At 70.9% G+C, this 24,173-nt stretch carries 22 protein-coding genes; 21 read left to right on the top strand and 1 reads right to left on the bottom strand.

The window, feature by feature from the left end:
- Positions 1 to 12: 12 nt before the first annotated feature.
- The 21 genes from thrC to ACFP1Z_RS14355 all read left to right on the top strand — a co-directional run bounded on the left by thrC (position 13) and on the right by ACFP1Z_RS14355 (position 21,985).
- Positions 13 to 1,122: a threonine synthase gene (thrC, locus tag ACFP1Z_RS14455; RefSeq protein WP_390316629.1), complete on the top strand. Its 1,110-nt coding sequence runs from the start codon at positions 13 to 15 to the stop codon at positions 1,120 to 1,122.
- A 413-nt stretch (positions 1,123 to 1,535) separates the two neighbouring features.
- Complete coding sequence (thrB, locus tag ACFP1Z_RS14450; protein WP_390316628.1) at positions 1,536 to 2,450, top strand: homoserine kinase; 915 nt, start codon at positions 1,536 to 1,538, stop codon at positions 2,448 to 2,450.
- A 425-nt stretch (positions 2,451 to 2,875) separates the two neighbouring features.
- On the top strand, positions 2,876 to 4,885 hold the full coding sequence (gene rho, locus ACFP1Z_RS14445; protein WP_390316627.1) for a transcription termination factor Rho: 2,010 nt from the start codon (positions 2,876 to 2,878) through the stop codon (positions 4,883 to 4,885).
- A gap of 407 nt (positions 4,886 to 5,292) precedes the next feature.
- Positions 5,293 to 6,402, top strand: coding sequence for an LCP family protein (locus ACFP1Z_RS14440; RefSeq protein WP_390316625.1), 1,110 nt, complete (start codon positions 5,293 to 5,295; stop codon positions 6,400 to 6,402).
- Positions 6,403 to 6,577: 175 nt separating this feature from the next.
- Entirely contained in the window at positions 6,578 to 6,802 is a 225-nt protein-coding gene (rpmE, locus tag ACFP1Z_RS14435) for a 50S ribosomal protein L31 (RefSeq protein WP_344024196.1), read from the top strand.
- Between the two features lie 102 nt (positions 6,803 to 6,904).
- On the top strand, positions 6,905 to 7,978 hold the full coding sequence (gene prfA / locus ACFP1Z_RS14430; RefSeq protein ID WP_390316624.1) for a peptide chain release factor 1: 1,074 nt from the start codon (positions 6,905 to 6,907) through the stop codon (positions 7,976 to 7,978).
- A 98-nt stretch (positions 7,979 to 8,076) separates the two neighbouring features.
- Positions 8,077 to 8,922: a peptide chain release factor N(5)-glutamine methyltransferase gene (gene prmC, locus ACFP1Z_RS14425; protein WP_390316623.1), complete on the top strand. Its 846-nt coding sequence runs from the start codon at positions 8,077 to 8,079 to the stop codon at positions 8,920 to 8,922.
- 106 nt (positions 8,923 to 9,028) lie between these two features.
- The gene (locus ACFP1Z_RS14420; protein ID WP_390316621.1) at positions 9,029 to 9,676 is read left to right on the top strand and encodes an L-threonylcarbamoyladenylate synthase; all 648 of its coding nucleotides are present in this window, start codon (positions 9,029 to 9,031) and stop codon (positions 9,674 to 9,676) included.
- A complete protein-coding gene (locus ACFP1Z_RS14415; RefSeq protein WP_390316620.1) occupies positions 9,673 to 10,326 on the top strand; it encodes an arsenate reductase/protein-tyrosine-phosphatase family protein in 654 nt (217 codons plus the stop codon). Before ACFP1Z_RS14420 ends, ACFP1Z_RS14415 begins: the two co-directional genes overlap by 4 nt.
- Positions 10,327 to 10,579: 253 nt before the next feature.
- Entirely contained in the window at positions 10,580 to 11,770 is a 1,191-nt protein-coding gene (locus ACFP1Z_RS14410) for a serine hydroxymethyltransferase (protein WP_390316696.1), read from the top strand.
- A gap of 197 nt (positions 11,771 to 11,967) precedes the next feature.
- Positions 11,968 to 13,320, top strand: a complete 1,353-nt coding sequence (locus ACFP1Z_RS14405) for an MraY family glycosyltransferase (protein WP_390316619.1) — start codon at positions 11,968 to 11,970, stop codon at positions 13,318 to 13,320.
- Between the two features lie 284 nt (positions 13,321 to 13,604).
- On the top strand, positions 13,605 to 14,042 hold the full coding sequence (locus ACFP1Z_RS14400; protein WP_390316618.1) for a hypothetical protein: 438 nt from the start codon (positions 13,605 to 13,607) through the stop codon (positions 14,040 to 14,042).
- A gap of 279 nt (positions 14,043 to 14,321) precedes the next feature.
- Entirely contained in the window at positions 14,322 to 15,116 is a 795-nt protein-coding gene (gene atpB / locus ACFP1Z_RS14395) for a F0F1 ATP synthase subunit A (RefSeq protein WP_390316695.1), read from the top strand.
- Positions 15,117 to 15,195: 79 nt separating this feature from the next.
- On the top strand, positions 15,196 to 15,447 hold the full coding sequence (gene atpE / locus ACFP1Z_RS14390) for an ATP synthase F0 subunit C (RefSeq protein WP_390316617.1): 252 nt from the start codon (positions 15,196 to 15,198) through the stop codon (positions 15,445 to 15,447).
- Between the two features lie 41 nt (positions 15,448 to 15,488).
- Positions 15,489 to 16,058, top strand: a complete 570-nt coding sequence (locus ACFP1Z_RS14385; protein WP_390316616.1) for a F0F1 ATP synthase subunit B — start codon at positions 15,489 to 15,491, stop codon at positions 16,056 to 16,058.
- A complete protein-coding gene (locus ACFP1Z_RS14380; protein WP_390316615.1) occupies positions 16,055 to 16,870 on the top strand; it encodes a F0F1 ATP synthase subunit delta in 816 nt (271 codons plus the stop codon). Before ACFP1Z_RS14385 ends, ACFP1Z_RS14380 begins: the two co-directional genes overlap by 4 nt.
- A 119-nt stretch (positions 16,871 to 16,989) precedes the next feature.
- Entirely contained in the window at positions 16,990 to 18,561 is a 1,572-nt protein-coding gene (atpA, locus tag ACFP1Z_RS14375) for a F0F1 ATP synthase subunit alpha (protein WP_390316614.1), read from the top strand.
- Between the two features lie 4 nt (positions 18,562 to 18,565).
- Complete coding sequence (locus tag ACFP1Z_RS14370; RefSeq protein ID WP_390316613.1) at positions 18,566 to 19,483, top strand: F0F1 ATP synthase subunit gamma; 918 nt, start codon at positions 18,566 to 18,568, stop codon at positions 19,481 to 19,483.
- Positions 19,484 to 20,926, top strand: a complete 1,443-nt coding sequence (gene atpD, locus ACFP1Z_RS14365; protein ID WP_390316611.1) for a F0F1 ATP synthase subunit beta — start codon at positions 19,484 to 19,486, stop codon at positions 20,924 to 20,926.
- Positions 20,927 to 21,038: 112 nt separating this feature from the next.
- Positions 21,039 to 21,413, top strand: coding sequence for a F0F1 ATP synthase subunit epsilon (locus tag ACFP1Z_RS14360; protein WP_390316610.1), 375 nt, complete (start codon positions 21,039 to 21,041; stop codon positions 21,411 to 21,413).
- A 122-nt stretch (positions 21,414 to 21,535) separates the two neighbouring features.
- Positions 21,536 to 21,985, top strand: coding sequence for a DUF2550 domain-containing protein (locus ACFP1Z_RS14355; protein WP_390316608.1), 450 nt, complete (start codon positions 21,536 to 21,538; stop codon positions 21,983 to 21,985).
- Positions 21,986 to 22,096: 111 nt separating this feature from the next.
- Here ACFP1Z_RS14355 and ACFP1Z_RS14350 read toward each other — a convergent pair whose 3' ends face one another.
- Positions 22,097 to 24,169, bottom strand: coding sequence for a glycosyl hydrolase family 18 protein (locus ACFP1Z_RS14350; RefSeq protein ID WP_390316607.1), 2,073 nt, complete (start codon positions 24,167 to 24,169; stop codon positions 22,097 to 22,099).
- Positions 24,170 to 24,173 lie beyond the last annotated feature (4 nt).

Below are 24,173 nucleotides of genomic sequence, written 5' to 3'. Positions count from 1 at the left end.
GTCACTGAAGCAATGTCCGGCAACAACAGCCCGCGCGAAGCCGCCCAGCAGGGCGCACGGCGCACCACCCACCAGTGGCGCGGCATCATCGAGGAGTACCGCGACCGCCTCCCGGTCTCCGCCGACTCCCCGGTCGTCACCCTGCGTGAGGGCGGCACGCCGCTCGTCCCCGCCCAGGTGCTCTCCGAGCGCACCGGCTGCGAGGTCCACCTCAAGGTGGAGGGCGCCAACCCGACCGGCTCCTTCAAGGACCGGGGCATGACCATGGCCATCACCCGGGCCAAGGAGGAGGGCGCCCGGGCCGTCATCTGCGCCTCCACCGGCAACACCTCCGCCTCGGCGGCCGCTTACGCGGTGCGCGCCGGGATGGTCTGCGCGGTCCTCGTCCCGCAGGGCAAGATCGCGCTCGGCAAGATGGGCCAGGCGCTCGTGCACGGCGCGCGCATCCTGCAGGTCGACGGCAATTTCGACGACTGCCTCACGCTCGCCCGCTCACTGGCCGACAACTACCCGGTGTCGCTGGTCAATTCGGTCAACCCGGTGCGTATCGAGGGGCAGAAGACCGCGGCCTTCGAGATCGTCGACGCGCTCGGCGACGCGCCCGACATCCACGTCCTGCCCGTGGGCAACGCCGGGAACATCACGGCCTATTGGCGCGGCTACCGCGAGTACGCGGCCGACGGCATCGCTGCCCGCACCCCGCGCATGTGGGGCTTCCAGGCCTCCGGTTCGGCGCCCATCGTGCGCGGCGAGCCGGTCACCGACCCGCACACCATCGCCACCGCCATCCGTATCGGCAACCCCGCCTCGTGGAAGTTCGCCGAGCAGGCCCGCGACGAGTCCGGCGGCCTCATCGACGAGGTGACCGACCGCCAGATCCTGGCCGCCTACCGGCTGTTGGCCGCGCAGGAGGGCGTCTTCGTCGAGCCCGCCTCGGCCGCGAGCGTGGCCGGCCTGCTCAAGGCCGCCGAGCAGGGGCTGGTCGATCCGGGCCAGCGCATCGTGTGCACGGTCACCGGCAACGGCCTGAAGGACCCGGACTGGGCGGTGGCCGGCGCGCCGCAGCCCGTCACCGTCCCGGCCGACGCCGAGGTCGCGGCCCGGAGCCTGGGCCTTCTCTAGCGCCGGGCCGCCGGCGCCGGGGCATCGTCCGGCGCCGGCGGTGCGTCACGGCGGCGTTGACGCCGGGGCAAGCCGCTGACGTTCACGTTGACGTGGCGCCGGCGTTTGCGCCGATGTCCACGTCGGCTGGATTCGGCTGGATCCCGTCGGGGAAGCGTCCCGTCCACGGCGGATTCCGGCCATCCGGCGAGGTATCCGCTTTGCCCGTAAAGGCGAGGAAGGGGGACGGATTGGCGTGCGACACGCATCGTGCGCCTCCCGTGCGCCCTATGTCGCCGCAGAACCTTCCTTCGATAGGCTGTACTCACTCCGCCCCGTCGCAGACCCTTGCCGCCCCCACGCGGCAGCGCCGTCGCGGCCCTTGCGGATGTTGCACGCCCTGCCAAGGCCACACCAAGGAGAGTCATCGAGCGATGGCCGGTCCCGCGTTCCGCGCCGCCGCTGTCCGCGTGCGCACCCCCGCCACCAGCGCAAATCTCGGCCCGGGCTTCGACGCCCTGGGCCTGGCGCTGGGGCTGTACGACGATGTCGTGGTGCGGGTCGCCGAGTCCGGCCTGCACATCGACATCGCCGGCGAGGGCGCGCAGAGCCTGCCGCGCGACGAGAGCCATCTGCTCGTACGAGCCCTGCGCACCGCCTTCGACGTGCTCGGCGGGCAGCCGCGCGGCCTGGAGGTCGTCTGCGCCAACCGCATCCCGCACGGCCGCGGCCTGGGCTCCTCCTCCGCCGCGATCTGCGCCGGGATAGTGGCCGCCCGCGCCGTGACCATAGGCGGGGCCGAGAAGCTCGACGACGCGGCGCTCGTCGAGCTGGCCACCGAGATCGAAGGACACCCCGACAACGTCGCCGCCTGTCTGCTCGGCGGGTTCACACTCGCCTGGATGGATGCGGGAGTCGCGCGAGCCATCCGGATGAACCCCGCGGATTCCATCGTTCCGGTGGTCTTCGTGCCGTCCCGGCCCGTGCTGACGGAGACCGCGCGCGGGCTGCTGCCGCGGACCGTCCCCCATGTGGACGCCGCCGCCAACGCGGGCCGCGCGGCGCTGCTGGTCGAGGCGCTGACCAGGCGGCCGGAGCTGTTGCTGCCGGCCACCGAGGACCGGCTCCACCAGGACTACCGCGCCCCGGCGATGCCGGAGAGCGTGGCCCTGGTGGGCAGACTGCGCGCGGACGGCGTCCCCGCGGTCATCTCCGGCGCGGGCCCCACGGTCCTCGCGCTGGTCGAGAACGGTGCGGCCGACAAGGTCGCACAGCTGGCGGGCGAGGGGTGGGCGGCCAACCGGCTGGCCCTCGACGCCGGGGGGACGAGCGTGCTGCCGCTCGCCTGAACGACAAGCGGCGCGCCGGGGCCGTGCGGCCCCGGGCCCGCGAAAAAGCGGTTGCCGGTCTTGGAGAGGGGGAATGTTTGTGGGATCCGGTAGTGTTAACCTCAAGTCTGCACCCGAAGCCACATCGGCTCGGTGCTCTGTGTCCCGATCAGGGGCCGCTTTTCTTCCGGGAGCCTCCCCAACTGCCTGAGCAGCCTGCCTGAGCAGTTTCGAGCACGCTCCGGAATCGGCGTGGGTGACATGAGTGAAGTTGGTACGCCATGTCTTCACCTCATCTCTTCGCGCCGGAACCACTCAACTGATTCTTCCGCCGTAACCCGGCGGACCACCGCCCCGGCCCGGTCCGCACCGCCGGATCGCAGCCGGACAGCACAACCGGTCGCCGAGCCAGACAGGCCGACGCCCGCTCCAGGGAAGGACCCTTCGTGAGCGACACCACCGATCTGATGGGCGTGAACGCCGGAGCCGCCGGCAATGCCTCCGCGCCCGCCACGGACGCTCCCGCCGCGCCTGCCACCGGTGCTGCCACCGCCCCCAAGCGGCGACGCTCGGGCACGGGCCTCGACGCCATGGTGCTGGCCGAGCTCCAGCAGCTCGCCTCCGGCCTCGGCATCAAGGGCACCGCGCGGATGCGCAAAGGCCAGCTGATCGAGGTCATCAAGGAACGGCAGGCGGGGGCCTCCGCCCCGGCCGCCAAGTCCGCCGACGGGGCCGCGGGCCCCGCCGACGCCGAGGCGGGCAAGCCCAAGCGCCGGGCCACCTCCAAGGCCCGTACGGGCGAGACCGCCCTTGGCAAGGCCGCCGACAAGCCCGCCGAGAAGGCGACCCAGCAGCAGATCGAGATCCCCGGCCAGCCCTCTCCCAAGGCCTCGGCGGAGCAGGGCGCCGACGAGCAGCCGTCCGGCGAGCGCCGCCGCCGGCGCGCGACCGCGCCCGTCGGCAGCCCCGAGACCGCCACCGAGGCCAAGGGCGACGTGCGCGTCGAGGAGCGTCCCGCCGAGCGTGCCGAGTCCGCCGTGGAGAGCGCCGAGGGCCGCGCCAAGGGCGGCGAGCGCCAGGAGCGCGGCGGCAAGGGCGAGCGCCGGCAGCGCGAGCGCCGGGGCCGCGGCGAGGACGCCGGCCAGCAGGGCGCCGGCCGGCAGCAGCGCGAGGGCCGCGGCGCGGCCCAGGCCGGCCCGCAGGACGAGGACGACTTCGAGGGCGGCCGCCGCGGCCGGCGCGGCCGCTACCGCGACCGCCGCGGCCGCCGTGGCCGTGACGACTTCGCGGGCGAGCCGCAGCTGTCCGAGGACGATGTGCTGATCCCCGTCGCGGGCATCCTCGACATCCTCGACAACTACGCCTTCATCCGCACCTCCGGCTACCTGCCGGGCCCGAACGACGTCTACGTCTCCCTCGCCCAGGTCCGCAAGAACGGCCTGCGCAAGGGCGACCACATCACCGGTGCCGTCCGGCAGCCCAAGGACGGCGAGCGCCGCGAGAAGTTCAACGCGCTCGTCCGCCTCGACTCCGTCAACGGCATGGCGCCCGAAACCGGGCGCGGGCGGCCGGAGTTCAACAAGCTGACGCCGCTCTACCCGCAGGACCGGCTCCGGCTGGAGACCGACCCGGGCGTGCTGACGACCCGGATCATCGATCTGGTCAGCCCCATCGGCAAGGGCCAGCGAGGGCTGATCGTGGCCCCGCCGAAGACCGGCAAGACCATGGTCATGCAGGCGATCGCCAACGCGATCACCACCAACAACCCCGAGTGCCACCTGATGGTCGTCCTCGTCGACGAGCGTCCCGAAGAGGTCACCGACATGCAGCGGTCGGTCAAGGGCGAGGTCATCTCCTCGACCTTCGACCGCCCGGCCGAGGACCACACCACCGTCGCCGAGCTGGCCATCGAGCGCGCCAAGCGCCTGGTGGAGCTGGGCCACGACGTGGTCGTCCTGCTGGACTCGATCACCCGTCTGGGCCGTGCGTACAACCTGGCCGCTCCGGCCTCGGGCCGCATCCTCTCCGGTGGTGTCGACTCCACGGCGCTCTACCCGCCGAAGAAGTTCTTCGGCGCGGCCCGCAACATCGAGGACGGCGGCTCGCTGACCATCCTGGCCACCGCGCTCGTCGAGACCGGCTCGCGCATGGACGAGGTGATCTTCGAGGAGTTCAAGGGCACCGGCAACATGGAGCTCAAGCTCGACCGGAAGCTCTCGGACAAGCGCATCTTCCCGGCCGTGGACGTGGACGCCTCCAGCACCCGCAAGGAGGAGATCCTGCTGGGCAGCGAGGAGCTGTCGATCGTCTGGAAGCTGCGCCGGGTGCTGCACGCGCTCGACTCGCAGCAGGCCATCGAGCTGCTGCTCGACAAGATGAAGCAGACGAAGTCCAACGCCGAGTTCCTGATGCAGATCGCCAAGACGACCCCTGCCCCGGGCAACGGCAACGACTGACCGCCGCGCGCGGCGGACCGTGTGAAGGGCCTCCCCGGCACCCAGGTGCCGGGGAGGCCCTTCGCCGTGCTGTCCCCGTGCCGCCGCGCGTCCCGGCGGGGCTGTGACCAAGCCGTGATCTTCTGAGATCTGTGCCACAGGGCGCTGTCGCGCCGTGGCCGGATCCCACCGCTCGCCGTCGGCCGAAACCGCAGGTGACGGCCGTGCCGACGGCCACACCACCCGCTCCGGCCAGCGGTTTTCTAAGAACGTCCTCAGATTGCGCTGTGCAACCCTGGCGCGAGCCCGCCCGTCTGCTCTGATGCCGGCCGACGACTGCCGGGCGACGACCGGTCCGGCACCGGCCCGAGGGCCGGCGGGGCCGGGCAGGGGGGTGCAGACGAACCAAGCGGAGAACTGAGGAACGCATGGCTGACGACAGCAGGAGCGCGCGGGGCTCGCACCGCCGCGGCGGCAGGCGCGGCCGCCGCCGTAAGGCATCCGCCCGCCGCAAGGGCTGGCGAATAGCCGCCTGGAGCACCGCCGGAGTCCTGCTCCTCGGCGGTGCCGGTGCCGGGTTCCTCTACTTCAAGTTCAACGGCAACCTCACCAGCGTCGACATCAACGCCGCCCTGGGCAAGAACCGCCCGGCGAACGTCGACAACGGCTCCATGGACATCCTCGTCCTCGGCTCCGACTCGCGGGCCGGCGCCAACAGCGAGTACGGGCGCGACGAGGGCAGCGCGCGCTCCGACACCGCGATGATCGTCCACGTCAACGCGGGCCACAAGCAGGCCAGCGTCGTCAGCATCCCGCGCGACACCATGGTCCCCCGGCCCGAGTGCGCCAAGCCCGGCGGCAAGACCAGCCCGGCCGTCAAACGCGCCCAGTTCAACGAGGCGTACTCGGTCGGCGGCGCCCCCTGCGCCGTCAAGACCGTCGAGGCGATGACCGGCATCCGCATGGACCACTACCTGGAGGTCGACTTCGTCGGCTTCCAGAAGCTCATCGACCAGCTCGGCGGCGTGAAGGTCACCACGACCAAGGCCATCAACGACCGTTCGAGCCACCTGAACCTCCCCGCGGGCGAGCACGTCCTCAACGGCGAGCAGTCCCTGGGCCTGGTGCGCACCCGCAAGAGTGTCGGCGACGGCAGCGACCTCGGGCGCATCAAGCTCCAGCAGGCGTTCATCAAGGCGCTGCTCGACCAGATCAAGTCCGTCGGGGTCTTCACCAGCCCGGCCAAGCTCTACGGGCTCGCCGACACCGCCACCAAGGCGGTGACCACCGACTCCGAGCTCGGCAGCGTCGACAAGCTGCTGGAGTTCGCCAACAGCCTCAAGGGCATCGGCTCCGGCGACATGCACATGGTCACGCTGCCGGTCGGCGAGGACCCGCTCGACAAGGACCGGGTGGTCCCGCTCCCCGAGCAGTCCCGGCAGCTGTGGCAGGCCCTCAACGCCGACCAGCCCATCCCCGACTCCGTCCTCAAGGACGCCGCGGGATCGAGGACCGGGGCCGACGGCGTCGTGAAGTGAGCGCGGGGCCGGCCGCCGGGCCCCGCGAGGCGGCCCGCGCGGCCCCGGAATAACGGGCCGGCACCCCTCGTTTTGGGGGATACGGCCAGTACTGGCAGACTGGTACGTCGGCCCCGGTTCACGTACGGCAATCCCGCCTCTACGACCCGGTGCCCTCCCGAACCTAGGAGAACCCTTGAAGCGCGACATCCACCCGGAGTACGTCGAGACCCAGGTCAGCTGCACCTGTGGCGCCTCGTTCACCACGCGTAGCACCATCGCCGGCGGCACCATCCGTGCCGAGGTCTGCTCCGCGTGCCACCCGTTCTACACGGGCAAGCAGAAGATCCTCGACACCGGTGGCCGCGTGGCGCGGTTCGAGGCCCGCTTCGGCAAGAACGCCGGGTCCGCCAAGAAGTAGCGACCCGCAGGCGCCGGTCCGCGGCGTCCTCCGTGTCGGAGGGCGGCCGGACCGGCGCTTTGTCGTCCAGCAGGCCAGTCACCTTCCAGCGAGGGAAACACGATGTTCGAGGCAGTCGAGGAACTCATCGGTGAGCACACCGACCTCGAAAAGCGGCTCGCCGACCCCGCCGTCCACGCGGACCAGGCCAACGCCCGCAGGCTCAACAAGCGCTACGCCGAGCTGACCCCGATCGTCGCCACGTACCGCTCCTGGAAGCAGACCGGTGACGACATCGGCACCGCGCGCGAACTCGCCGCCGACGACCCCGACTTCGCCGCCGAGGTCAAGCTGCTGGAGAAGCAGCGTGAGGAGCTCACCGAGAAGCTGCGCCTGCTGCTGATCCCGCGCGACCCCAGCGACGACAAGGACGTCATCCTGGAGGTCAAGGCGGGCGCGGGCGGCGACGAGTCGGCCCTGTTCGCCGGCGACCTGCTGCGCATGTACCTGCGCTACGCCGAGCGCGTCGGCTGGAAGACCGAGATCATCGACGCCACCGAGTCCGAGCTCGGCGGCTACAAGGACGTCCAGGTCGCGGTCAAGACCAAGGGCGGCAGCCCCGAGCCCGGCCAGGGCGTCTGGGCCCGGCTGAAGTACGAGGGCGGGGTGCACCGCGTCCAGCGCGTGCCCGCCACCGAGTCCCAGGGCCGGATCCACACCTCCGCCGCCGGCGTGCTCGTCACGCCCGAGGCAGAGGAGATCGACGTCGAGATCAACCCCAACGACCTGCGCATCGACGTCTACCGCTCGTCCGGCCCCGGCGGCCAGTCCGTCAACACCACCGACTCGGCCGTACGCATCACGCACCTGCCGACCGGAGTCGTCGCCTCCTGCCAGAACGAGAAGAGCCAGCTGCAGAACAAGGAGCAGGCCATGCGCATCCTGCGCTCCCGGCTGCTGGCCGCCGCGCAGGAGAAGGCCGAGGCCGAGGCCGCCGACGCGCGCCGCAGCCAGGTGCGCACCGTCGACCGCTCCGAGAAGATCCGTACCTACAACTTCCCGGAGAACCGCATCTCGGACCACCGGGTCGGCTTCAAGGCGTACAACCTGGACCAGGTCCTCGACGGCGAACTGGACGCGGTCATCCAGGCGTGCGTGGACGCCGACGCGGCCGCCAAGCTCGCCGCCACGAGCTGACCCGGGCCTGAGACACTGCTGGGGTCGCCGGAGGAGAACCGCCGCGCGCCCGCGGCCCGCCCGAGCCCGACGACGACGCCGACCGCGAGAGGAACAACGTGAACCTGCTGCTCGCCGAGGTGGCGCAAGCCACCCAGCGGCTGGCCGACGCCGGTGTGCCTTCGCCGCGCTTCGACGCGGAGGAGCTCGCCGCCTTTGTGCACGGCGTCAAACGGGGCGAGCTGCACCTGGTCGCGGACGCCGACTTCGACGCCCGCTACTGGGAGGCCGTGGCCCGCCGCGAGGCCCGCGAACCGCTCCAGCACATCACCGGCCGCGCCTTCTTCCGCTACCTCGAACTCCAGGTGGGGCCCGGGGTGTTCGTCCCCCGGCCGGAGACCGAGTCCGTCGTCGGCTGGGCCATAGACGCCGTCCGCGCCATGGACGTCGTCGAACCCCTCATCGTCGATCTGTGCACCGGCTCGGGGGCCATCGCCCTGGCCCTCGCCCAGGAAGTGCCCCGCTCGCGCGTGCACGCCGTCGAGCTCGACGAGACCGCGTTCGGCTGGGCCAGCAAGAACGTCGAGGGCTCCCGCGTCGAGCTGCACCACGGCGACGCCCTCACCGCGCTGCCCGAGCTCGACGGCCAGGTCGACCTCGTCATCAGCAACCCGCCGTACATCCCGCTCACCGAGTGGGAGTACGTCGCCCCCGAGGCCCGCGACCACGACCCGGAGCTCGCCCTGTTCTCCGGCGAGGACGGCCTCGACACCATCCGCGGCCTGGAGCGCACCGCGCACCGGCTGCTGCGCCCCGGCGGCGTCGTCGTCATCGAGCACGCCGACACCCAGGGCGGCCAGGTCCCGTGGATCTTCACCGAGGAACGCGGGTGGGCGGACGCCGCCGACCACCCCGACCTCAACAACCGCCCGCGGTTCGCGACGGCCCGCAGGGCCACGCCGTGACCCGGGCGACCGCACGCACCGCCGACCAGGAGCGCCCCGGCGGCTTCCCAGGCACCGGTTTCCCAGGCACTGTCGGCTTCAAGAATCGCTTCGCGAAGGAGATGTGATGGCACGGCGATACGACTGCGGCGACGCGACCGACCGCAAGACCGGTCTGCGTGAAGCCGTCGCCGCGGTGCGCCGCGGCGAGCTGGTCGTGCTGCCCACCGACACCGTCTACGGCATCGGTGCGGACGCCTTCAGCAGCGCGGCCGTCGGAGGTCTGCTGCAGGCCAAGGGCCGCGGCCGGGGCATGCCCTCGCCCGTCCTGGTCGGCTCCCCGAACACCCTGCACGGACTCGTCACGGACTTCTCCGAGCAGGCGTGGGAGCTCGTCGACGCCTTCTGGCCCGGCGCGCTGACCCTCGTCGCCAAGCACCAGCCGTCGCTGACCTGGGACCTGGGGGAGACCCGGGGCACCGTCGCGGTGCGCATGCCGCTGCACCCGGTGGCCATCGAGCTGCTCACCGAGTTCGGCCCGATGGCCGTCTCCAGCGCCAACCTCACCGGCCACCCGGCGCCGCAGACCTGCGACGCCGCCCAGGAGATGCTCGGCGACTCCGTCTCCGTCTACCTCGACGGCGGCCCCACCCCCGCCGACCTGCCGTCCTCCATCGTGGACGTCACCGGCAAGGTGCCCGTGCTGCTGCGCGCCGGAGCCATCAGCGCCGAGCAGCTGCGCGAGGTCGTACCCGAGCTTGAGGTGGCGCATTGATCGCCGCGCAAGGGCGTGGCATAGCGGGAGCGGAGGTCACCACCGACTGCTTCCGCATCCTCCACGTCAGCACCGGCAATGTGTGCCGCTCGCCGATCACCGAGCGGCTGACCCGGCATGCCCTCGCCGGCCGGCTCGGCGACCCCTGCGCCGGCGGGCTCGTCGTGGAGAGCGCCGGCACCTGGGGGCACGAGGGGGCCCCGATGGAGGCGCACGCCGCCACCGTCCTGGCCGACCTCGGCGCCGACCCGCACGGGTTCATCGGCCGGGAGCTGCTGGACGAGCACGTCATCCGCGCCGACCTGGTCCTGACCGCCACCCGCGACCACCGCGCCCAGGTCATCTCCATGGGGCACTCGGCGGGGCTGCGCACCTTCACGCTCAAGGAGTTCACCCGGCTCGTGCGCGCCATCGACCCGGCGACGCTGCCCGCCCCCGACGCGCCGGGCGGCGTCGTCGAGCGGGCCCGCGCCCTGGTGCAGGCGGCGGCCGCGCTGCGCGGCTGGCTGCTGGCCCCGGACGCGGAGGCCGACGAGGTGCACGACCCCTACGGTGCCCCGATCACCTTCTTCCGCTCCATCGGCGAGGAGATCTACCAGGCGCTCGACCCGGTGGTCACCGCGCTGACCGGGGTGTCCTCGCGCCCCTAGGGCCTCCCGCGCCGGGCAGGCGGGCGCACACCGGGCGGGCGGCCCGCGGCGGGCCTACATTGGGTGGTGAGCCCCGTTCACCCACGGCCCAGCGCCGCCTCCCGCCCACCGCCCGGAGCCCGCGATGTCCGTCACCCCCGCCCCCGCCCGGGGCGGCAGCCTCGCCGACCTGCCCCGGCACCGGGCAGGCGCCACCGAGCAGGCGGCCGCGTGGTCGTCCGGTTTCGCGCGGCTGCTGCGGCAGGACCCCAAGATGGCCGGGCTCGTGCTGGGCGAGGCGGCCCGGCAGGCGGACGGGCTGCAGCTGATCGCCGCCGAGAACTTCACCTCGCCCGCCGTGCTCGCGGTGCTCGGCTCCCCGCTCGCCAACAAGTACGCCGAGGGCTACCCCGGCGCCCGGCACCACGGCGGCTGCGAGCTCGTCGACGTCGCCGAACGCACCGCCGTGGAGCGGGCCTGCGCGCTCTTCGGCGCCGAGCACGCCAATGTGCAGCCGCACTCCGGCTCCTCCGCCGTGCTGGCCGCCTACGCGGCGCTGCTGCGGCCCGGGGACCGGGTGCTCGCGATGTCCCTGCGGCACGGCGGGCATCTCACGCACGGCTCGCCCGCCAACTTCTCCGGCCGCTGGTTCGACTTCGTCGGCTACGGCGTGCGCCCCGACACCGGGCTCGTGGACTACGAGCAGGTGCGCGCCCTGGCCCGCGAGCACCGGCCGAAGGCGATCGTGTGCGGCTCGATCTCCTACCCCCGGCACCTGGACCACGCGGCCTTCCGCATGATCGCCGACGAGGTGGGCGCGTACCTGATCGCCGACGCCGCGCACCCGATCGGGCTGGTCGCCGGGGGAGTGGCGCCCAACCCGGTGCCCTACGCGGACGTGGTGTGCGCCACCACGCACAAGGTGCTGCGCGGCCCGCGCGGCGGCATGCTGCTGTGCGGGGGGCGGCTGGCCCAGCGGGTCGACCGGGCGGTGTTCCCCTTCACCCAGGGCGGGGCGCAGATGCAGACGATCGCGGCCAAAGCGGTCGCTTTCGGGGAGGCCGCGACCCCCGAGTTCGCCGCCTACGCCCGGCAGGTCGTGGCCAACGCCCGCGCCCTGGCCGCCGCCCTGGCCGCTGAGGGCCTCGTGGTGACCACGGGCGGCACGGACACGCACATGATGACCGTCGACGCCTCCGCGCTCGCCCTGGACGCCTTCACGGCGCGCGGACGGCTCGCGGCCGCCGGAATCGTCCTGGACACCTGCGCCCTGCCGCAGGGCGGTGGCTGCGGACTGCGCCTGGGCACGGCCTCGGTCACCACCCAGGGCATGGGCACGGGCGAGATGGCCCGGATCGCGGCGCTGGCGGCCGCGGCGATCCGCGGCGTGGAGCGCCCCGCGCGGCTGCGGGCGGCGGTCGCCGAGCTGGCCCGGGCCTTCCCTCCTTACCCCGCGCACACGTGAGGACTGCAACCATCGCAGGGTGGCCGGACGTCTGCGCCATCAACCGCAGCATCGTCCGCGCCATCGTCTGCGGCGTCATCCGTGGAACCATTCATGGATACCTTCACCGGACCATTCACCCGGACCATTCACGGAACGAGGACGGACGCGAATATGGTGTGGGGCTGTGATGTCCAGCGCGACCCCTGGGGCAGCCCGTGCGTGAATACCTGCTGACGCTGTGCGTCACCGCGGCGGTCACTTATCTGCTGACGGGCCCGGTGCGCAAGTTCGCGATCGTGGCCGGTGCCGTGCCGGAGATCCGCGCGCGCGACGTGCACCGGGAGCCCACGCCGCGGCTCGGCGGTATCGCGATGTTCGGCGGGCTGTGCGCGGGACTGCTGGTCGCCGCGCATCTGACGAACCTCGGCAAGGTCTTCGTGCTCTCCAACTCCAACGAGCCGCGCGCGCTGCTCTCGGGCGCCGGGCTCATCTGGCTGCTGGGCGTGCTCGACGACAAGTGGGGCGTGGACGCCCTGGTCAAGCTCGGCGGCCAGATGATCGCCGCCGGTGTCATGGTGCTGCAGGGGCTGACGATCCTGTGGATCCCGGTGCCGGGCGTCGGCACGGTCGTCCTGGACCCGATGGTCGGCACGCTGCTGACGGTCGCGCTCGTCGTCATCACCATCAACGCGGTCAACTTCGTCGACGGCCTCGACGGACTGGCCTCGGGCATGGTGGGCATCGCCGCGGCGGCGTTCTTCCTGTACGCCTACCGGCTGTGGTTCGGGCACAACGTGGAGGCCGCGGCACCGGCGACGCTCTTCGCCGCGATCCTGATCGGCATGTGCGTGGGCTTCCTGCCGCACAACATGCACCCCGCGCGGATCTTCATGGGCGACTCGGGCTCGATGCTCATCGGCCTGGTGCTCGCGGCCGGCGCGATCTCGATCACCGGGCAGGTGGACCCGGACGTGCTGGGCACCTTCACCGGCGGGGAGCGGGCGATCGTGCACGCGACGGTGCCGGTGTACATCCCGCTGCTGCTGCCGCTGACGATCATCGCGGTGCCCATCGCCGACCTGCTGCTGGCGATCGTCCGGCGGACCTGGAACGGCCAGTCGCCGTTCGCCGCCGACCGAGGGCACCTGCACCACCGGCTGCTGGAGATCGGCCACTCGCACAGCCGGGCCGTGCTCATCATGTACTTCTGGTCGGCGCTCATCGCCTTCGGCACGGTGGCCTACTCGGTGCACTCGGCGAGTGTGTGGTTCGTGCTGCTGATCGTCGCGCTGAGCGCGGTCGGGCTGGTGCTGTTGCTGCTGCCGCGGTTCAAGCCGAGGGCGCCGCGCTGGGCCGAAGCGTTCGTGCCGCCGCGCTACCGCCGTCGCGCGGTGGCGCCGGTGGCCACCACCGCAGCGACGGCCGGGACCGCCGTGGCGGGCGGGACGGCCGGGAGTGCCGAGGAGGAGTCCGGGCGGGAGCCGGTGCCGGCCGGGCTGAGCGGGGCGACGGCCGTCGGTGACCGCTCGCGTTTCACCCATCCCCGCAGAATCAGCAGCCCCCGCTGAACCGCCGTTCTTCCGGCCGCGGTTGCTGCTCCGCGGCGCTTCTAGCAGAAGCGCGGCGGCCCGTCAGCTGGAGGGACCGTACATTGACACTTGCGTGTGAGGCTCAGCACACGATATAGGTAAAGACCTCATCAAATAGTTTGTGATACCGTTCACGAAACCCGGTGCTGAAGCCGAAGGACCGTAGTGCGGCGGCCCTTCGCGTGCGAGTCATGTCTCATCCCGGGGATACGCTCGTCCACGACGAATCGTTGTTTCCGACCTCACCGCCGGAGAACCCCTTCATGCAGTCCAACGACGCCCGAACACTCCTGCAGTGCGCCGTCCCGACCGCCCTCGCCGGTGTTGTCGCAGCCGTGGTGAGCGGAGTGCTCGCCGGCGGCAAGGGCGCTCTCGGCAGCGCCGTCGGAACGCTCGTCGCGGGCGGCGTGATGGCCCTTGGCCTGTACGTGCTGCAGCGCACCGCCCGGTCCTTCCCGCACCTGTTCCAGGCCATGGGCCTGGTGCTCTACGTGGTCCAGTTCCTGATCTCGGCCGTCGTGCTCGCGCTGTTCCGGGACACCACCGCCTTCAACACCCGGGCCTTCGCCTTCTCGTTGCTGGCCGCGGTGATCGTGTGGACCGCCGCACAGACCCGGGCCCACCTGAAGGCCAAGATCCTTTATGTGGACCCCGAATCCGGCGACGCGAAGAAGTCCGCGCCGGCCGGGTCCGCGACGTGACCGGTAGGGCCGCGATAAAGGTGTCGGCGCTCACCTGCTATCGTCCGGTGCCATCTGAGGCACAGTGGGCGCAGGCAGCTGAACTCCCGAGTTCTCCGGGACGGAATCGGCGGTCCATGCAGCTGATGCCCACCACCCCGACCGGCCCCGCGCCGATCACCTGCCCCCCCATCCGCAAAACCAGTCCAGTGCCGTTCCGCGGCCGCGCGCCGCGCCGACACAACGAGGTTGCCGTACCTATGCGCCACGCTGAAGGAGCTCGCGGTGAGTGCTAACGAGATGCTCGCCTTCGAGACCGATTGCCACATCTTCGATGGGTGCGGCTTCCCAGCCCCAGGACTCCACTCCTTCCTGTTCGAGCCGCTCTTCACGGTCGGCGGCTACGACTTCAACAAGCCGATGCTGCTCGCCGTGCTCGGCACGGTCGTCATCATCGGTTTCTTCTGGGCGGCGTTCGGCCGGGCCAAGGTGGTCCCCGGCAAGCTGCAGATGGTCGGTGAGGCGGGCTACGACTTCGTGCGCCGCGGCATCGTCTACGAGGCGCTCGGCAAGAAGGTCGGCGAGAAGTACGTCCCCTTCATGGTCTCGCTGTTCTTCTTCGTCTGGATCATGAACCTGTGGTCGATCATTCCGGTCGCCCAGTTCCCCGTGACCTCGATCATCGCCTTCCCGGCGGCCCTCGCGCTGATCGTCTACGTCCTGTGGATGTACCTGACGTTCCGGAAGCACGGCTTCGTCGGCGGCCTGAAGAACATCACCGGCTATGACAAGTCGCTCGGCCCGGTGCTCCCGCTCGCGGTGATCCTTGAGTTCTTCTCGAACGTGATCATCCGGCCGTTCACCCACGCGGTCCGGCTCTTCGCCAACATGTTCGCCGGCCACCTGCTGATCCTGATGTTCACCGTCGCCAGCTGGTACCTGCTGAACGGCATCGGTATCGCCTACGCCGGTGTCTCGTTCGTGATGACCGTCGTGATGACGGCCTTCGAGCTCTTCATCCAGGCCGTGCAGGCCTACGTCTTCGTCCTGCTGGCCACGAACTACGTCCAGGGCGCGCTCGCCGAGCACCACTAAAGTCGTCCCGCCCCGCACCGTCCAACAATCGTCCGGTGGCCAACCCCCACCGGTCCGTGAAAGAGAAGGAAGAACGAGCATGTCTGCTGCTCTCCAGGCCCTCGCCGCTGGTGTCGAGATCAAGGGCAACCTCGGCTCGATCGGTTACGGTCTCGCCGCGATCGGCCCCGGCGTCGGCGTCGGCATCGTCTTCGGCAACGGCACCCAGGCCCTGGCCCGCCAGCCCGAGGCCGCCGGTCTGATCCGCGCCAACCAGATCCTCGGCTTCGCCTTCTGTGAGGCGCTCGCCCTGATCGGTCTGGTCATGCCGTTCGTCTACCCGACCTCCTGATCACAGTCTCGCGACCACTGTTCTCGACGGAAGGCATTGATGTGAAAGCCCTGGCAGCCCTGGCGAGCGAGGGAGAGGTGGAGAGCCCGCTTCTGCCCCCGATCCCCGAGCTCGTCATCGGCCTGATCGCCTTCGCCATCGTCTTCATCTTCCTGGCCAAGCAGCTCCTGCCGAGGATCAACAAGACCCTCGACGAGCGCCGCGAGGCCATCGAAGGCGGGATGGAGAAGGCCGAGGCCGCGCAGGCCGAGGCGCAGCAGGTGCTCGACGACTACCGGGCCCAGCTGGCCGACGCCCGTCACGAGGCCACGCGGCTGCGCCAGGAGGCGCAGGAGCACGGCGCGGCGATGGTCGCCGAGATGCGTATCGAGGGTCAGCGCCAGCGTGACGAGATCATCGCTGCCGGGCACGCCCAGGTCGAGGCCGACCGCAAGGTCGCCGCTGCCGAGCTGCGCGCCGACGTCGGGCAGCTGGCCGTCGAGCTGGCGGGCCGGATCGTCGGTGAGTCCCTGAAGGACGCGGCCCGGCAGAGCCGGACCGTCGACCGCTTCCTGGACGACCTGGAGGCCAAGGCAGTGGCCGACGGGGCGAAGACGGAGGCGAACCGATGAGCCTTGCGAGCCGGGAGGCACTGGCCTCCGCGCGCGAGAGCCTCGACGCCCTCGCCGACAACACCTCCGTGGACCCGGCGAAGCTCGCCGACGACCTGGCCGCCGTCACGGCGCTGCTCGACCGCGAGGTCTCGCTGCGCCGGGTGCTGACCGACCCCGCCCAGCCGGGCGAGGCCAAGGCCGAGCTGGCCCGGCGGCTGCTGACCGGCCAGGTCTCGGGCGAGTGCGCCGATCTGGTCTCCGGCATGGTCCGCTCCCGCTGGTCGCAGTCGCGCGACCTGGTGGACGCGGCCGAGGAGCTCGCCTCCGGCGCCGACCTGGTCGCCGCCGACCGGGCCGGGGAGCTCGACGACGTCGAGGACGAGCTGTTCCGCTTCGGCCGGATCATCGGCTCCAGCCCGGAGCTGCGCTCCGCGCTGACCGACCGGGCCGCGAGCCCGGCCGCCAAGGCGGGCCTGGTGCGGGAGCTGCTGGACGGCCGCGCCCGGGCCACGACCGAGCGGCTCGTGGGCCGTCTTGTCGCGCACCCGCGGGGCCGTAGCCTGGACGGTGGGCTGACCGCCCTGTCCAAGCTGGCCGCCGAGCGCCGGGACCGGATGGTCGCGGAGGTCATCTCCGCGGTGCCGGTCAGCGAGCGGCAGCGGCAGCGCCTGGGCGACGCCCTGGCCAAGCTGTACGGGCGGCGCGTCCACCTCAACCTGGACGTGGACCCCGAGGTCCTCGGCGGTATCCAGGTGCGGATCGGCGACGAGGTCATCAACGGGAGCATCGCGGACCGTCTCGCCGAGGCGGACCGGCGCATGGCCGGCTGACCAGCCACCAACTCAAGAGCAGGACTGACGGCCCGAGTTGGGCCGACGGTGTCCTCCGGGGGGAGCACTCCCCCCGGACAGAAATACTTCGGGCCCAACAAGGAGAGCAGGGAACCCAGATGGCGGAGCTCACGATCCGGCCGGAGGAGATCCGGGACGCGCTGGAGAACTTTGTCCAGGCGTACAAGCCGGACGCGGCCTCGCGCGAGGAGGTCGGTACGGTCAGCGTTGCCGGCGACGGCATCGCGAAGGTCGAGGGTCTTCCCTCGACCATGGCGAACGAGCTGCTGAAGTTCGAGGACGGCACCCTCGGTCTCGCCCTCAACCTTGAGGAGCGCGAGATCGGCGCCGTCGTCCTCGGCGAGTTCAGCGGTATCGAGGAGGGCCAGCCGGTGCAGCGCACCGGTGAGGTGCTCTCCGTCGCGGTGGGCGAGGGCTACCTCGGCCGCGTCGTCGACCCGCTGGGCAACCCGATCGACGGCCTCGGCGAGATCGCGACCGAGGGCCGTCGCGCCCTCGAACTGCAGGCCCCCACGGTCATGCAGCGCAAGTCGGTCCACGAGCCGATGGAGACGGGCTACAAGGCCGTCGACGCGATGACCCCGATCGGCCGCGGCCAGCGCCAGCTGATCATCGGTGACCGCCAGACCGGCAAGACCGCCCTGGCCATCGACACGATCATCAACCAGCGCGCCAACTGGCGCACCGGCGACCCCGACAAGCAGGTCCGCTGCATCTACGTCGCCATCGGCCAGAAGGGCTCCACCATCGCGTCCGTGCGCGGCGCGCTGGAGGAGGCCGGCGCCCTGGAGTACACGACGATCGTCGCGGCCCCGGCGTCCGACCCGGCCGGCTTCAAGTACCTGGCCCCCTACACCGGTTCCGCCATCGGCCAGCACTGGATGTACCAGGGCAAGCACGTCCTGATCGTCTTCGACGACCTGTCGAAGCAGGCCGACGCCTACCGTGCCGTCTCCCTGCTGCTGCGCCGCCCGCCGGGCCGTGAGGCGTACCCGGGTGACGTCTTCTACCTGCACTCGCGTCTGCTGGAGCGCTGCGCCAAGCTCTCCGACGACATGGGCGCCGGCTCGATGACGGGTCTGCCGATCGTCGAGACCAAGGCCAACGACGTCTCGGCGTTCATCCCGACCAACGTCATCTCCATCACCGACGGCCAGTGCTTCCTGGAGTCCGACCTGTTCAACGCGGGCCAGCGCCCGGCGCTGAACGTCGGTATCTCGGTCTCCCGTGTCGGTGGCTCCGCCCAGCACAAGGCCATGAAGCAGGTCTCCGGCCGACTCCGGGTGGACCTGGCCCAGTTCCGTGAGCTGGAGGCGTTCGCCGCCTTCGGTTCCGACCTGGACGCGGCCTCCAAGGCGGCGCTGGAGCGCGGCAAGCGCATGGTCGAGCTGCTGAAGCAGACCCAGTACGCGCCGTACGCCACCGAGGACCAGGTGCTCTCGATCTGGGCCGGTACCACCGGCAGGATGGACGACGTCCCGGTCGAGGACATCCGCCGCTTCGAGCGTGAGCTGCTGGACTACCTGCACCGCGAGCACAAGGGCCTGATGACCAGCATCGTCGAGGGCGGCAAGATGTCCGACGACACGCTGCAGGCCATGGGCGACGCGATCGCGTCCTTCAAGCAGCAGTTCGAGACCGCGGACGGCAAGCTGCTGGGCGAGGGCTGAGCGTATGGGTGCCCAGCTCCGGGTCTACAAGAGGCGGATCAAGTCCGTCTCCGCGACCAAGAAGATCACCAAGGCGATGGAGATGATCGCCGCCTCGCGCATCGTCAAGGCACAGCGCCAGGTGGCCGCGTCCACTCCGTACGCCAGTGAGCTCACCCGGGCAGTGACGGCGGTGGCGACCGGCTCCAACACCAAGCACCCGCTGACGACGGAGGCGGAGAACCCGGTGCGCTCCGCGGTGCTGCTCGTCACGAGCGACCGCGGTCTGGCCGGCGGCTACTCCTCCAACGCCATCAAGGCGGCGGACCGGCTCACCGAGCGGCTGCGCGCGGAGGGCAAGGAGGTCGTCACCTACGTCGTCGGCCGCAAGGGTGTGGCGTACTACGCCTTCCGTGAGCGCCCCGTCGCGCAGTCGTGGACCGGCTTCACCGACAGCCCGACGTACGCCGACGCCAAGCAGGTGGCGGGCCCGCTGATCGAGGCCGTCCTGACGGACACGGCCGAGGGCGGCGTGGACGAACTGCACATCGTCTTCACCGAGTTCGTGTCGATGATGACGCAGACGCCCGTCGACAGGCGGCTGCTGCCGCTCAGCCTGGAGAAGACGGAGCAGGAGCAGTCGGAGGCGGGCAAGATCCTGCCGCTGTACGACTTCGAGCCGTCCGACGAGGGCGTGCTCGACGCGCTGCTGCCGCGCTACGTCGAGTCCCGTATCTACAACGCCCTGCTGCAGGCCGCCGCTTCCGAGCACGCGGCCCGCCGCCGGGCGATGAAGTCGGCGACCGACAACGCCGAAGAGCTCATCAAGTCGCTGACGCGGCTTGCCAATGCGGCCCGACAGGCCGAAATCACCCAGGAAATCAGCGAGATCGTCGGTGGCGCGAGCGCCCTTGCCGACGCGACCGCGGGGAGTGACCGCTAAATGACCACCACTGTTGAGACGGCCGCCGCCACGGGCCGCGTCGCCCGGGTCATCGGCCCGGTCGTCGACGTGGAATTCCCCGTCGACGCGATGCCGGAGATCTACAACGCGCTGACCGTCGAGGTCTCGGACCCCTCCGAGGCGGGCAAGAAGAAGACCCTGACCCTGGAGGTCGCGCAGCACCTGGGCGAGGGCCTGGTGCGCGCCATCTCCATGGAGCCCACCGACGGTCTGGTGCGCCAGGCCCCGGTGACCGACACCGGCGACGGCATCACCGTGCCCGTCGGCGATGTCACCAAGGGCCGGGTGTTCAACACCCTGGGCCGCATCCTGAACGAGCCCGAGGCCGAGTCCGAGGTCACCGAGCGCTGGTCCATCCACCGCAAGGCCCCGGCCTTCGACCAGCTTGAGTCGAAGACCGAGATGTTCGAGACCGGTCTGAAGGTCGTCGACCTGCTGACCCCGTACGTCAAGGGCGGCAAGATCGGTCTGTTCGGTGGTGCCGGTGTCGGCAAGACCGTGCTGATCCAGGAAATGATCATGCGTGTGGCGAAGCTGCACGACGGTGTTTCCGTGTTCGCCGGTGTCGGTGAGCGCACCCGTGAGGGCAACGACCTCATCGCGGAGATGGACGAGTCCGGCGTGCTCGACAAGACCGCGCTGGTCTTCGGTCAGATGGACGAGCCCCCGGGCACCCGTCTGCGCGTGGCCCTGGCCGGTCTGACCATGGCGGAGTACTTCCGCGATGTGCAGAAGCAGGACGTGCTGTTCTTCATCGACAACATCTTCCGCTTCACCCAGGCCGGTTCCGAGGTCTCCACGCTGCTCGGCCGGATGCCCTCCGCGGTGGGCTACCAGCCGAACCTGGCCGACGAGATGGGTCTGCTCCAGGAGCGCATCACCTCGACCCGCGGTCACTCGATCACCTCCATGCAGGCGATCTACGTCCCCGCGGACGACCTGACCGACCCGGCGCCGGCGACCACCTTCGCCCACCTCGACGCCACCACGGTGCTCTCGCGTCCGATCTCGGAGAAGGGCATCTACCCGGCGGTGGACCCGCTGGACTCCACGTCCCGCATCCTGGACCCGCGCTACATCACCGCGGAGCACTACGAGTGCGCCTCGCGCGTCAAGGGGATCCTCCAGAAGTACAAGGACCTCCAGGACATCATCGCGATCCTCGGTATCGACGAGCTCGGCGAGGAGGACAAGCTGGTCGTGCACCGCGCCCGCCGCGTGGAGCGCTTCCTGTCCCAGAACACCCACGCCGCCAAGCAGTTCACCGGTGTGGACGGCTCCGACGTGCCGCTGGACGAGTCCATCGCCGCGTTCAACGCCATCTGCGACGGCGAGTTCGACCACTTCCCGGAGCAGGCTTTCTTCATGTGCGGTGGTCTTGAGGACCTGAAGAAGAACGCCAAGGAGCTGGGCGTCTCCTGAAGCCCTCGTGCTCACGGCCGGGGGCGGGGCACTCCCGCCCCCGGCCACCACGTCCCCTATTCTTTGACCCAACACCCGCCGAACCCGGCGGGTGGTAACCCGAGGAGCCACGTTGGCTGCTGAGCTGCACGTCGAGCTGGTCGCGGCGGACCGGAGCGTCTGGTCCGGCGACGCTTCCCTGGTCATCGCGCGCACTGGATCGGGTGATATCGGCGTCATGCCCGGCCACCAGCCGCTGCTCGGTGTCCTGGAGTCCGGCCCGGTCACCATCAAGACGCGCGACGGCAATGTCGTCGCCGCGGTGCACGGCGGCTTCATCTCGTTCGCGGACAACAAGCTCTCGCTGCTGGCCGAGGTCGCGGAGCTGGCCGACGAGATCGACGTCCAGCGCGCGGAGCGGGCGCTGGAGCGTGCGAAGGGCGACGCCGACGCCGCCGCCGAACGGCGCGCGGCTGTCCGGCTGCGTGCGGTCACGGGTACTCACTGAGCGCCCACGACCGACGGAAGTTCGTCCCTCAGCCGCGGACCGCACTGGAACAATCCAGGGCGGTCCGCGGCTGAGGCAATACAGGTGCGGTTGCTCTAGATGATGCGAGGAGGTCGGTGGAGATGGTCCTCGCTCTGCTCGTGAGCGGCATCGTCGTACTGCTGGTGGTGCTGGGGCTCTTCGTCTTCGGGCTGCGCCGCCGGCTCATCCAGCGCTCCGGCGGCACCTTCGACTGCAGCCTGCGCTGGAACGTACCGGAGGAGGCCCCCGAGCCGCCCGGCAAGGGGTGGGTGTACGGGGTCGCCCGCTACAACAGCGACCGTGTCGAGTGGTTCCGGGTCTTCTCGTACGCGCCCCGTCCGCGGCGGATCCTGGAGCGCGGGCGCATCGAGGTGCTGGGGCGGCGGGCGCCCGCGGGGGACGAGGAGCTGGCTCTGCTGTCCGATGCGATCGTGCTGGTGTGCGCGCACCGGGGGACGCGGCTGGAGCTCGCCATGAGCGAGGACGCGCTGACCGGGTTCCTGGCGTGGCTGGAGGCGGCGCCTCCCGGCCAGCGGGTGAACGTGGCATAGCAGGGGCACAGCAGGGACAGAGCAGGGGATGCCGGACAGGCCGCTGGTGCAGCCCGTCCGGCTTTTCGCTGTCTGCCGCCGCTGTCAGCTGCGGCTGTCAGTCGTTCGCTGTCAGTCGCGCAGACCGTTGTCCAGTGCCGTCATCAGCGTGCCGCTGTCGCCGGACATCTCCCAGATCATGGCGCCCAGCAGGTTCTTCGACGTGAGCCAGGCGGCCTTCTTGCCGATGGACCAGGCGTCGTCGAAGGACCACCACTGGCCGCCGTCACCGGTGTAGCCGTAGGTCGCGACGGAGTTCTCGTCGTGGTGGACGGTCAGGTTGGCGACCGAGGCGAGGAGGTTGTCGTAGCCGCGGGTGCCGGCCTCCTCGGGGAACTGGCCGGGGGCGGCCCCGTTCGCCTTCTGCCAGACGCCGTGGGCGCCGCCGTCGGTGACCTGCTGCCAGCCGCGCCCGTAGAAGGCGAGACCGACGACGAGCCTGCGCGGGTCGACGCCGGCGTCGAGATAGGTGCCGATGGCCTTCTCGACGCTGAACTTCGTGGCGTAGGGGTCCTTCGGGTCGGCGTAGAGGTTGCCCTGGTGGCCGGTGAGGTTCGGCTCCCAGCTGTTGTCGCTGCCGGAGCCGTGGAAGTCGTAGCCCTGGACGTTGGCGTAGTCCATGGACGCGAAGACGCCCGTCTTCCCGCCGATCTCCCAGCCGCCCGCGATCTTCGCGGGGTCCGCCGGGGTGAAGGCGGTGAGCAGGTACTTCCTGCCGGTGGTGGAGCCGAGCGCGTCGAGCTGCTTGCGGAACTCGGCGAACAGCAGGGTGTTGTTGGCCTTGTCGTCCTTCGAGACGTGGTTGCCCGCGTGGCCCTCGGAGCCCGGCCACTCCCAGTCGATGTCGAAGCCGTCGAAGATCCCGGCGGCGCTGCCGGGCCCGCCGCGTCCGTTGCTGACCGGCAGATCGCCCTTGAGGTACATGTCGATGCAGGACTTCACGAACTTCTGCCGGGAGGCGTCGGTGGCCGCGACGTCGGAGAAGTACTTGCTGTAGGTCCAGCCGCCGATGGACATCAGCACCTTGAGGTTCGGGTACTTGGCCTTGAGCTTCTTGAGCTGGTTGAAGTTCCCGGCGAGCGGCTGGTCCCAGGTGTCGCCGGTGCCGTCGACGGACTCCCCGGCGCCGAAGCCCTTCTCGTAGTCGGCCCAGGAGTCGCCCGCGCCGTCGCCCTGGCTGGGGTCCTGGGGGTTGGGCGTGGTGGCCTTGGTGACGCCGTTGAGACAGGTGAGGTTGACCGGATCGATGTTGGAGAACGCGTAGTTGAGGTGGGTGAGCTTGGCGGCGGCTCCGGTGGTGTCGAGGGATTTCACGGTGTAGCCGCGCCCGTAGATGCCCCACTGCACGAAGTAGCCGACCTTGGCGCGGTCGCCGGCGGGCTGCGGGGTGCCGCCCCGGGTGGTGCGTACGGTCAGCGGCGGGCCGGCCGGGCCGGTGCGGTCGGCGGTGTTGCGGGCGACGACGGTGTAGGTGTACTCGGTGTCGGCGGTCAGGCCGGTGTCGGTGTGGGCGAGCTTGCCGACGGTGGCGACCTTCGTGGAGCCGCGGTAGACGTCGTAGTTCTTGATGCCCTTGGCGTCGGTGGCGGCAGGCCACTTCAGGGAGACGCTGTCCGCGGTCACGGCGGTCGAGAAGGGGGTGCCGGGGGCGCTCGGGGTGTCCTGGGAGGAGCCGTCGCAGGCGCCGCCGTCGAGCCGGCAGCCGGTGGGGGCGCCGTTGCCGGAGGCGACGAAGCCGAAGGACACGCTCGCGCCGGGGGCGACGGTGCCGTTGTACTCGCGGTTCCTGGCCGTGTAGTGGTTGCCGGATCCCGTGATCAGGGCGTCCCAGAAGGAGCCGACCGCGGTCGTCGCGGGCAGGTCCCACTCCACGGTCCAGCCGGTGAGGGCCGTGGTGCCGGTGTTCTTGATCGTCCACGCCGCCTGGTAGCCCGTCCCCCAGTCGGAGGTCTTGGCGAAGACGGCGGTGGCGGAGGTGGTGGAAGCGGCGGCAACGGGCTTGTGGGACAGGGGAGTTGCCTGGGAAGGGGACGCGTAGCCGACGAGTGCGGCGAGGGGGAGCAGCAGTGCGGCGAGGGCCGCGAGGGCTCTGTGCGGCAGTCGTCGCAGGGGGCTGGGGATTCCGGTGCTCGGTCCAGTGCTCAAGGAA

The organism is Streptomyces gamaensis, from assembly GCF_042656465.1.
Lineage (GTDB): Bacteria > Actinomycetota > Actinomycetes > Streptomycetales > Streptomycetaceae > Streptomyces > Streptomyces gamaensis.
This window is presented reverse-complemented; position numbering and strand designations above follow the sequence as displayed.

Coding starts and splice junctions, on each gene's coding strand:
- thrC (WP_390316629.1), top strand. CDS start 13: ATGTCCGGCAACAACAGCCCGCGCGAAGCCGCCCAGCAGGGCGCACGG.
- thrB (WP_390316628.1), top strand. CDS start 1,536: ATGGCCGGTCCCGCGTTCCGCGCCGCCGCTGTCCGCGTGCGCACCCCC.
- ACFP1Z_RS14440 (WP_390316625.1), top strand. CDS start 5,293: ATGGCTGACGACAGCAGGAGCGCGCGGGGCTCGCACCGCCGCGGCGGC.
- prfA (WP_390316624.1), top strand. CDS start 6,905: ATGTTCGAGGCAGTCGAGGAACTCATCGGTGAGCACACCGACCTCGAA.
- ACFP1Z_RS14420 (WP_390316621.1), top strand. CDS start 9,029: ATGGCACGGCGATACGACTGCGGCGACGCGACCGACCGCAAGACCGGT.
- ACFP1Z_RS14410 (WP_390316696.1), top strand. CDS start 10,580: ATGGCCGGGCTCGTGCTGGGCGAGGCGGCCCGGCAGGCGGACGGGCTG.
- ACFP1Z_RS14400 (WP_390316618.1), top strand. CDS start 13,605: ATGCAGTCCAACGACGCCCGAACACTCCTGCAGTGCGCCGTCCCGACC.
- atpB (WP_390316695.1), top strand. CDS start 14,322: ATGCTCGCCTTCGAGACCGATTGCCACATCTTCGATGGGTGCGGCTTC.
- atpE (WP_390316617.1), top strand. CDS start 15,196: ATGTCTGCTGCTCTCCAGGCCCTCGCCGCTGGTGTCGAGATCAAGGGC.
- ACFP1Z_RS14380 (WP_390316615.1), top strand. CDS start 16,055: ATGAGCCTTGCGAGCCGGGAGGCACTGGCCTCCGCGCGCGAGAGCCTC.
- atpA (WP_390316614.1), top strand. CDS start 16,990: ATGGCGGAGCTCACGATCCGGCCGGAGGAGATCCGGGACGCGCTGGAG.
- ACFP1Z_RS14370 (WP_390316613.1), top strand. CDS start 18,566: ATGGGTGCCCAGCTCCGGGTCTACAAGAGGCGGATCAAGTCCGTCTCC.
- atpD (WP_390316611.1), top strand. CDS start 19,484: ATGACCACCACTGTTGAGACGGCCGCCGCCACGGGCCGCGTCGCCCGG.
- ACFP1Z_RS14355 (WP_390316608.1), top strand. CDS start 21,536: ATGGTCCTCGCTCTGCTCGTGAGCGGCATCGTCGTACTGCTGGTGGTG.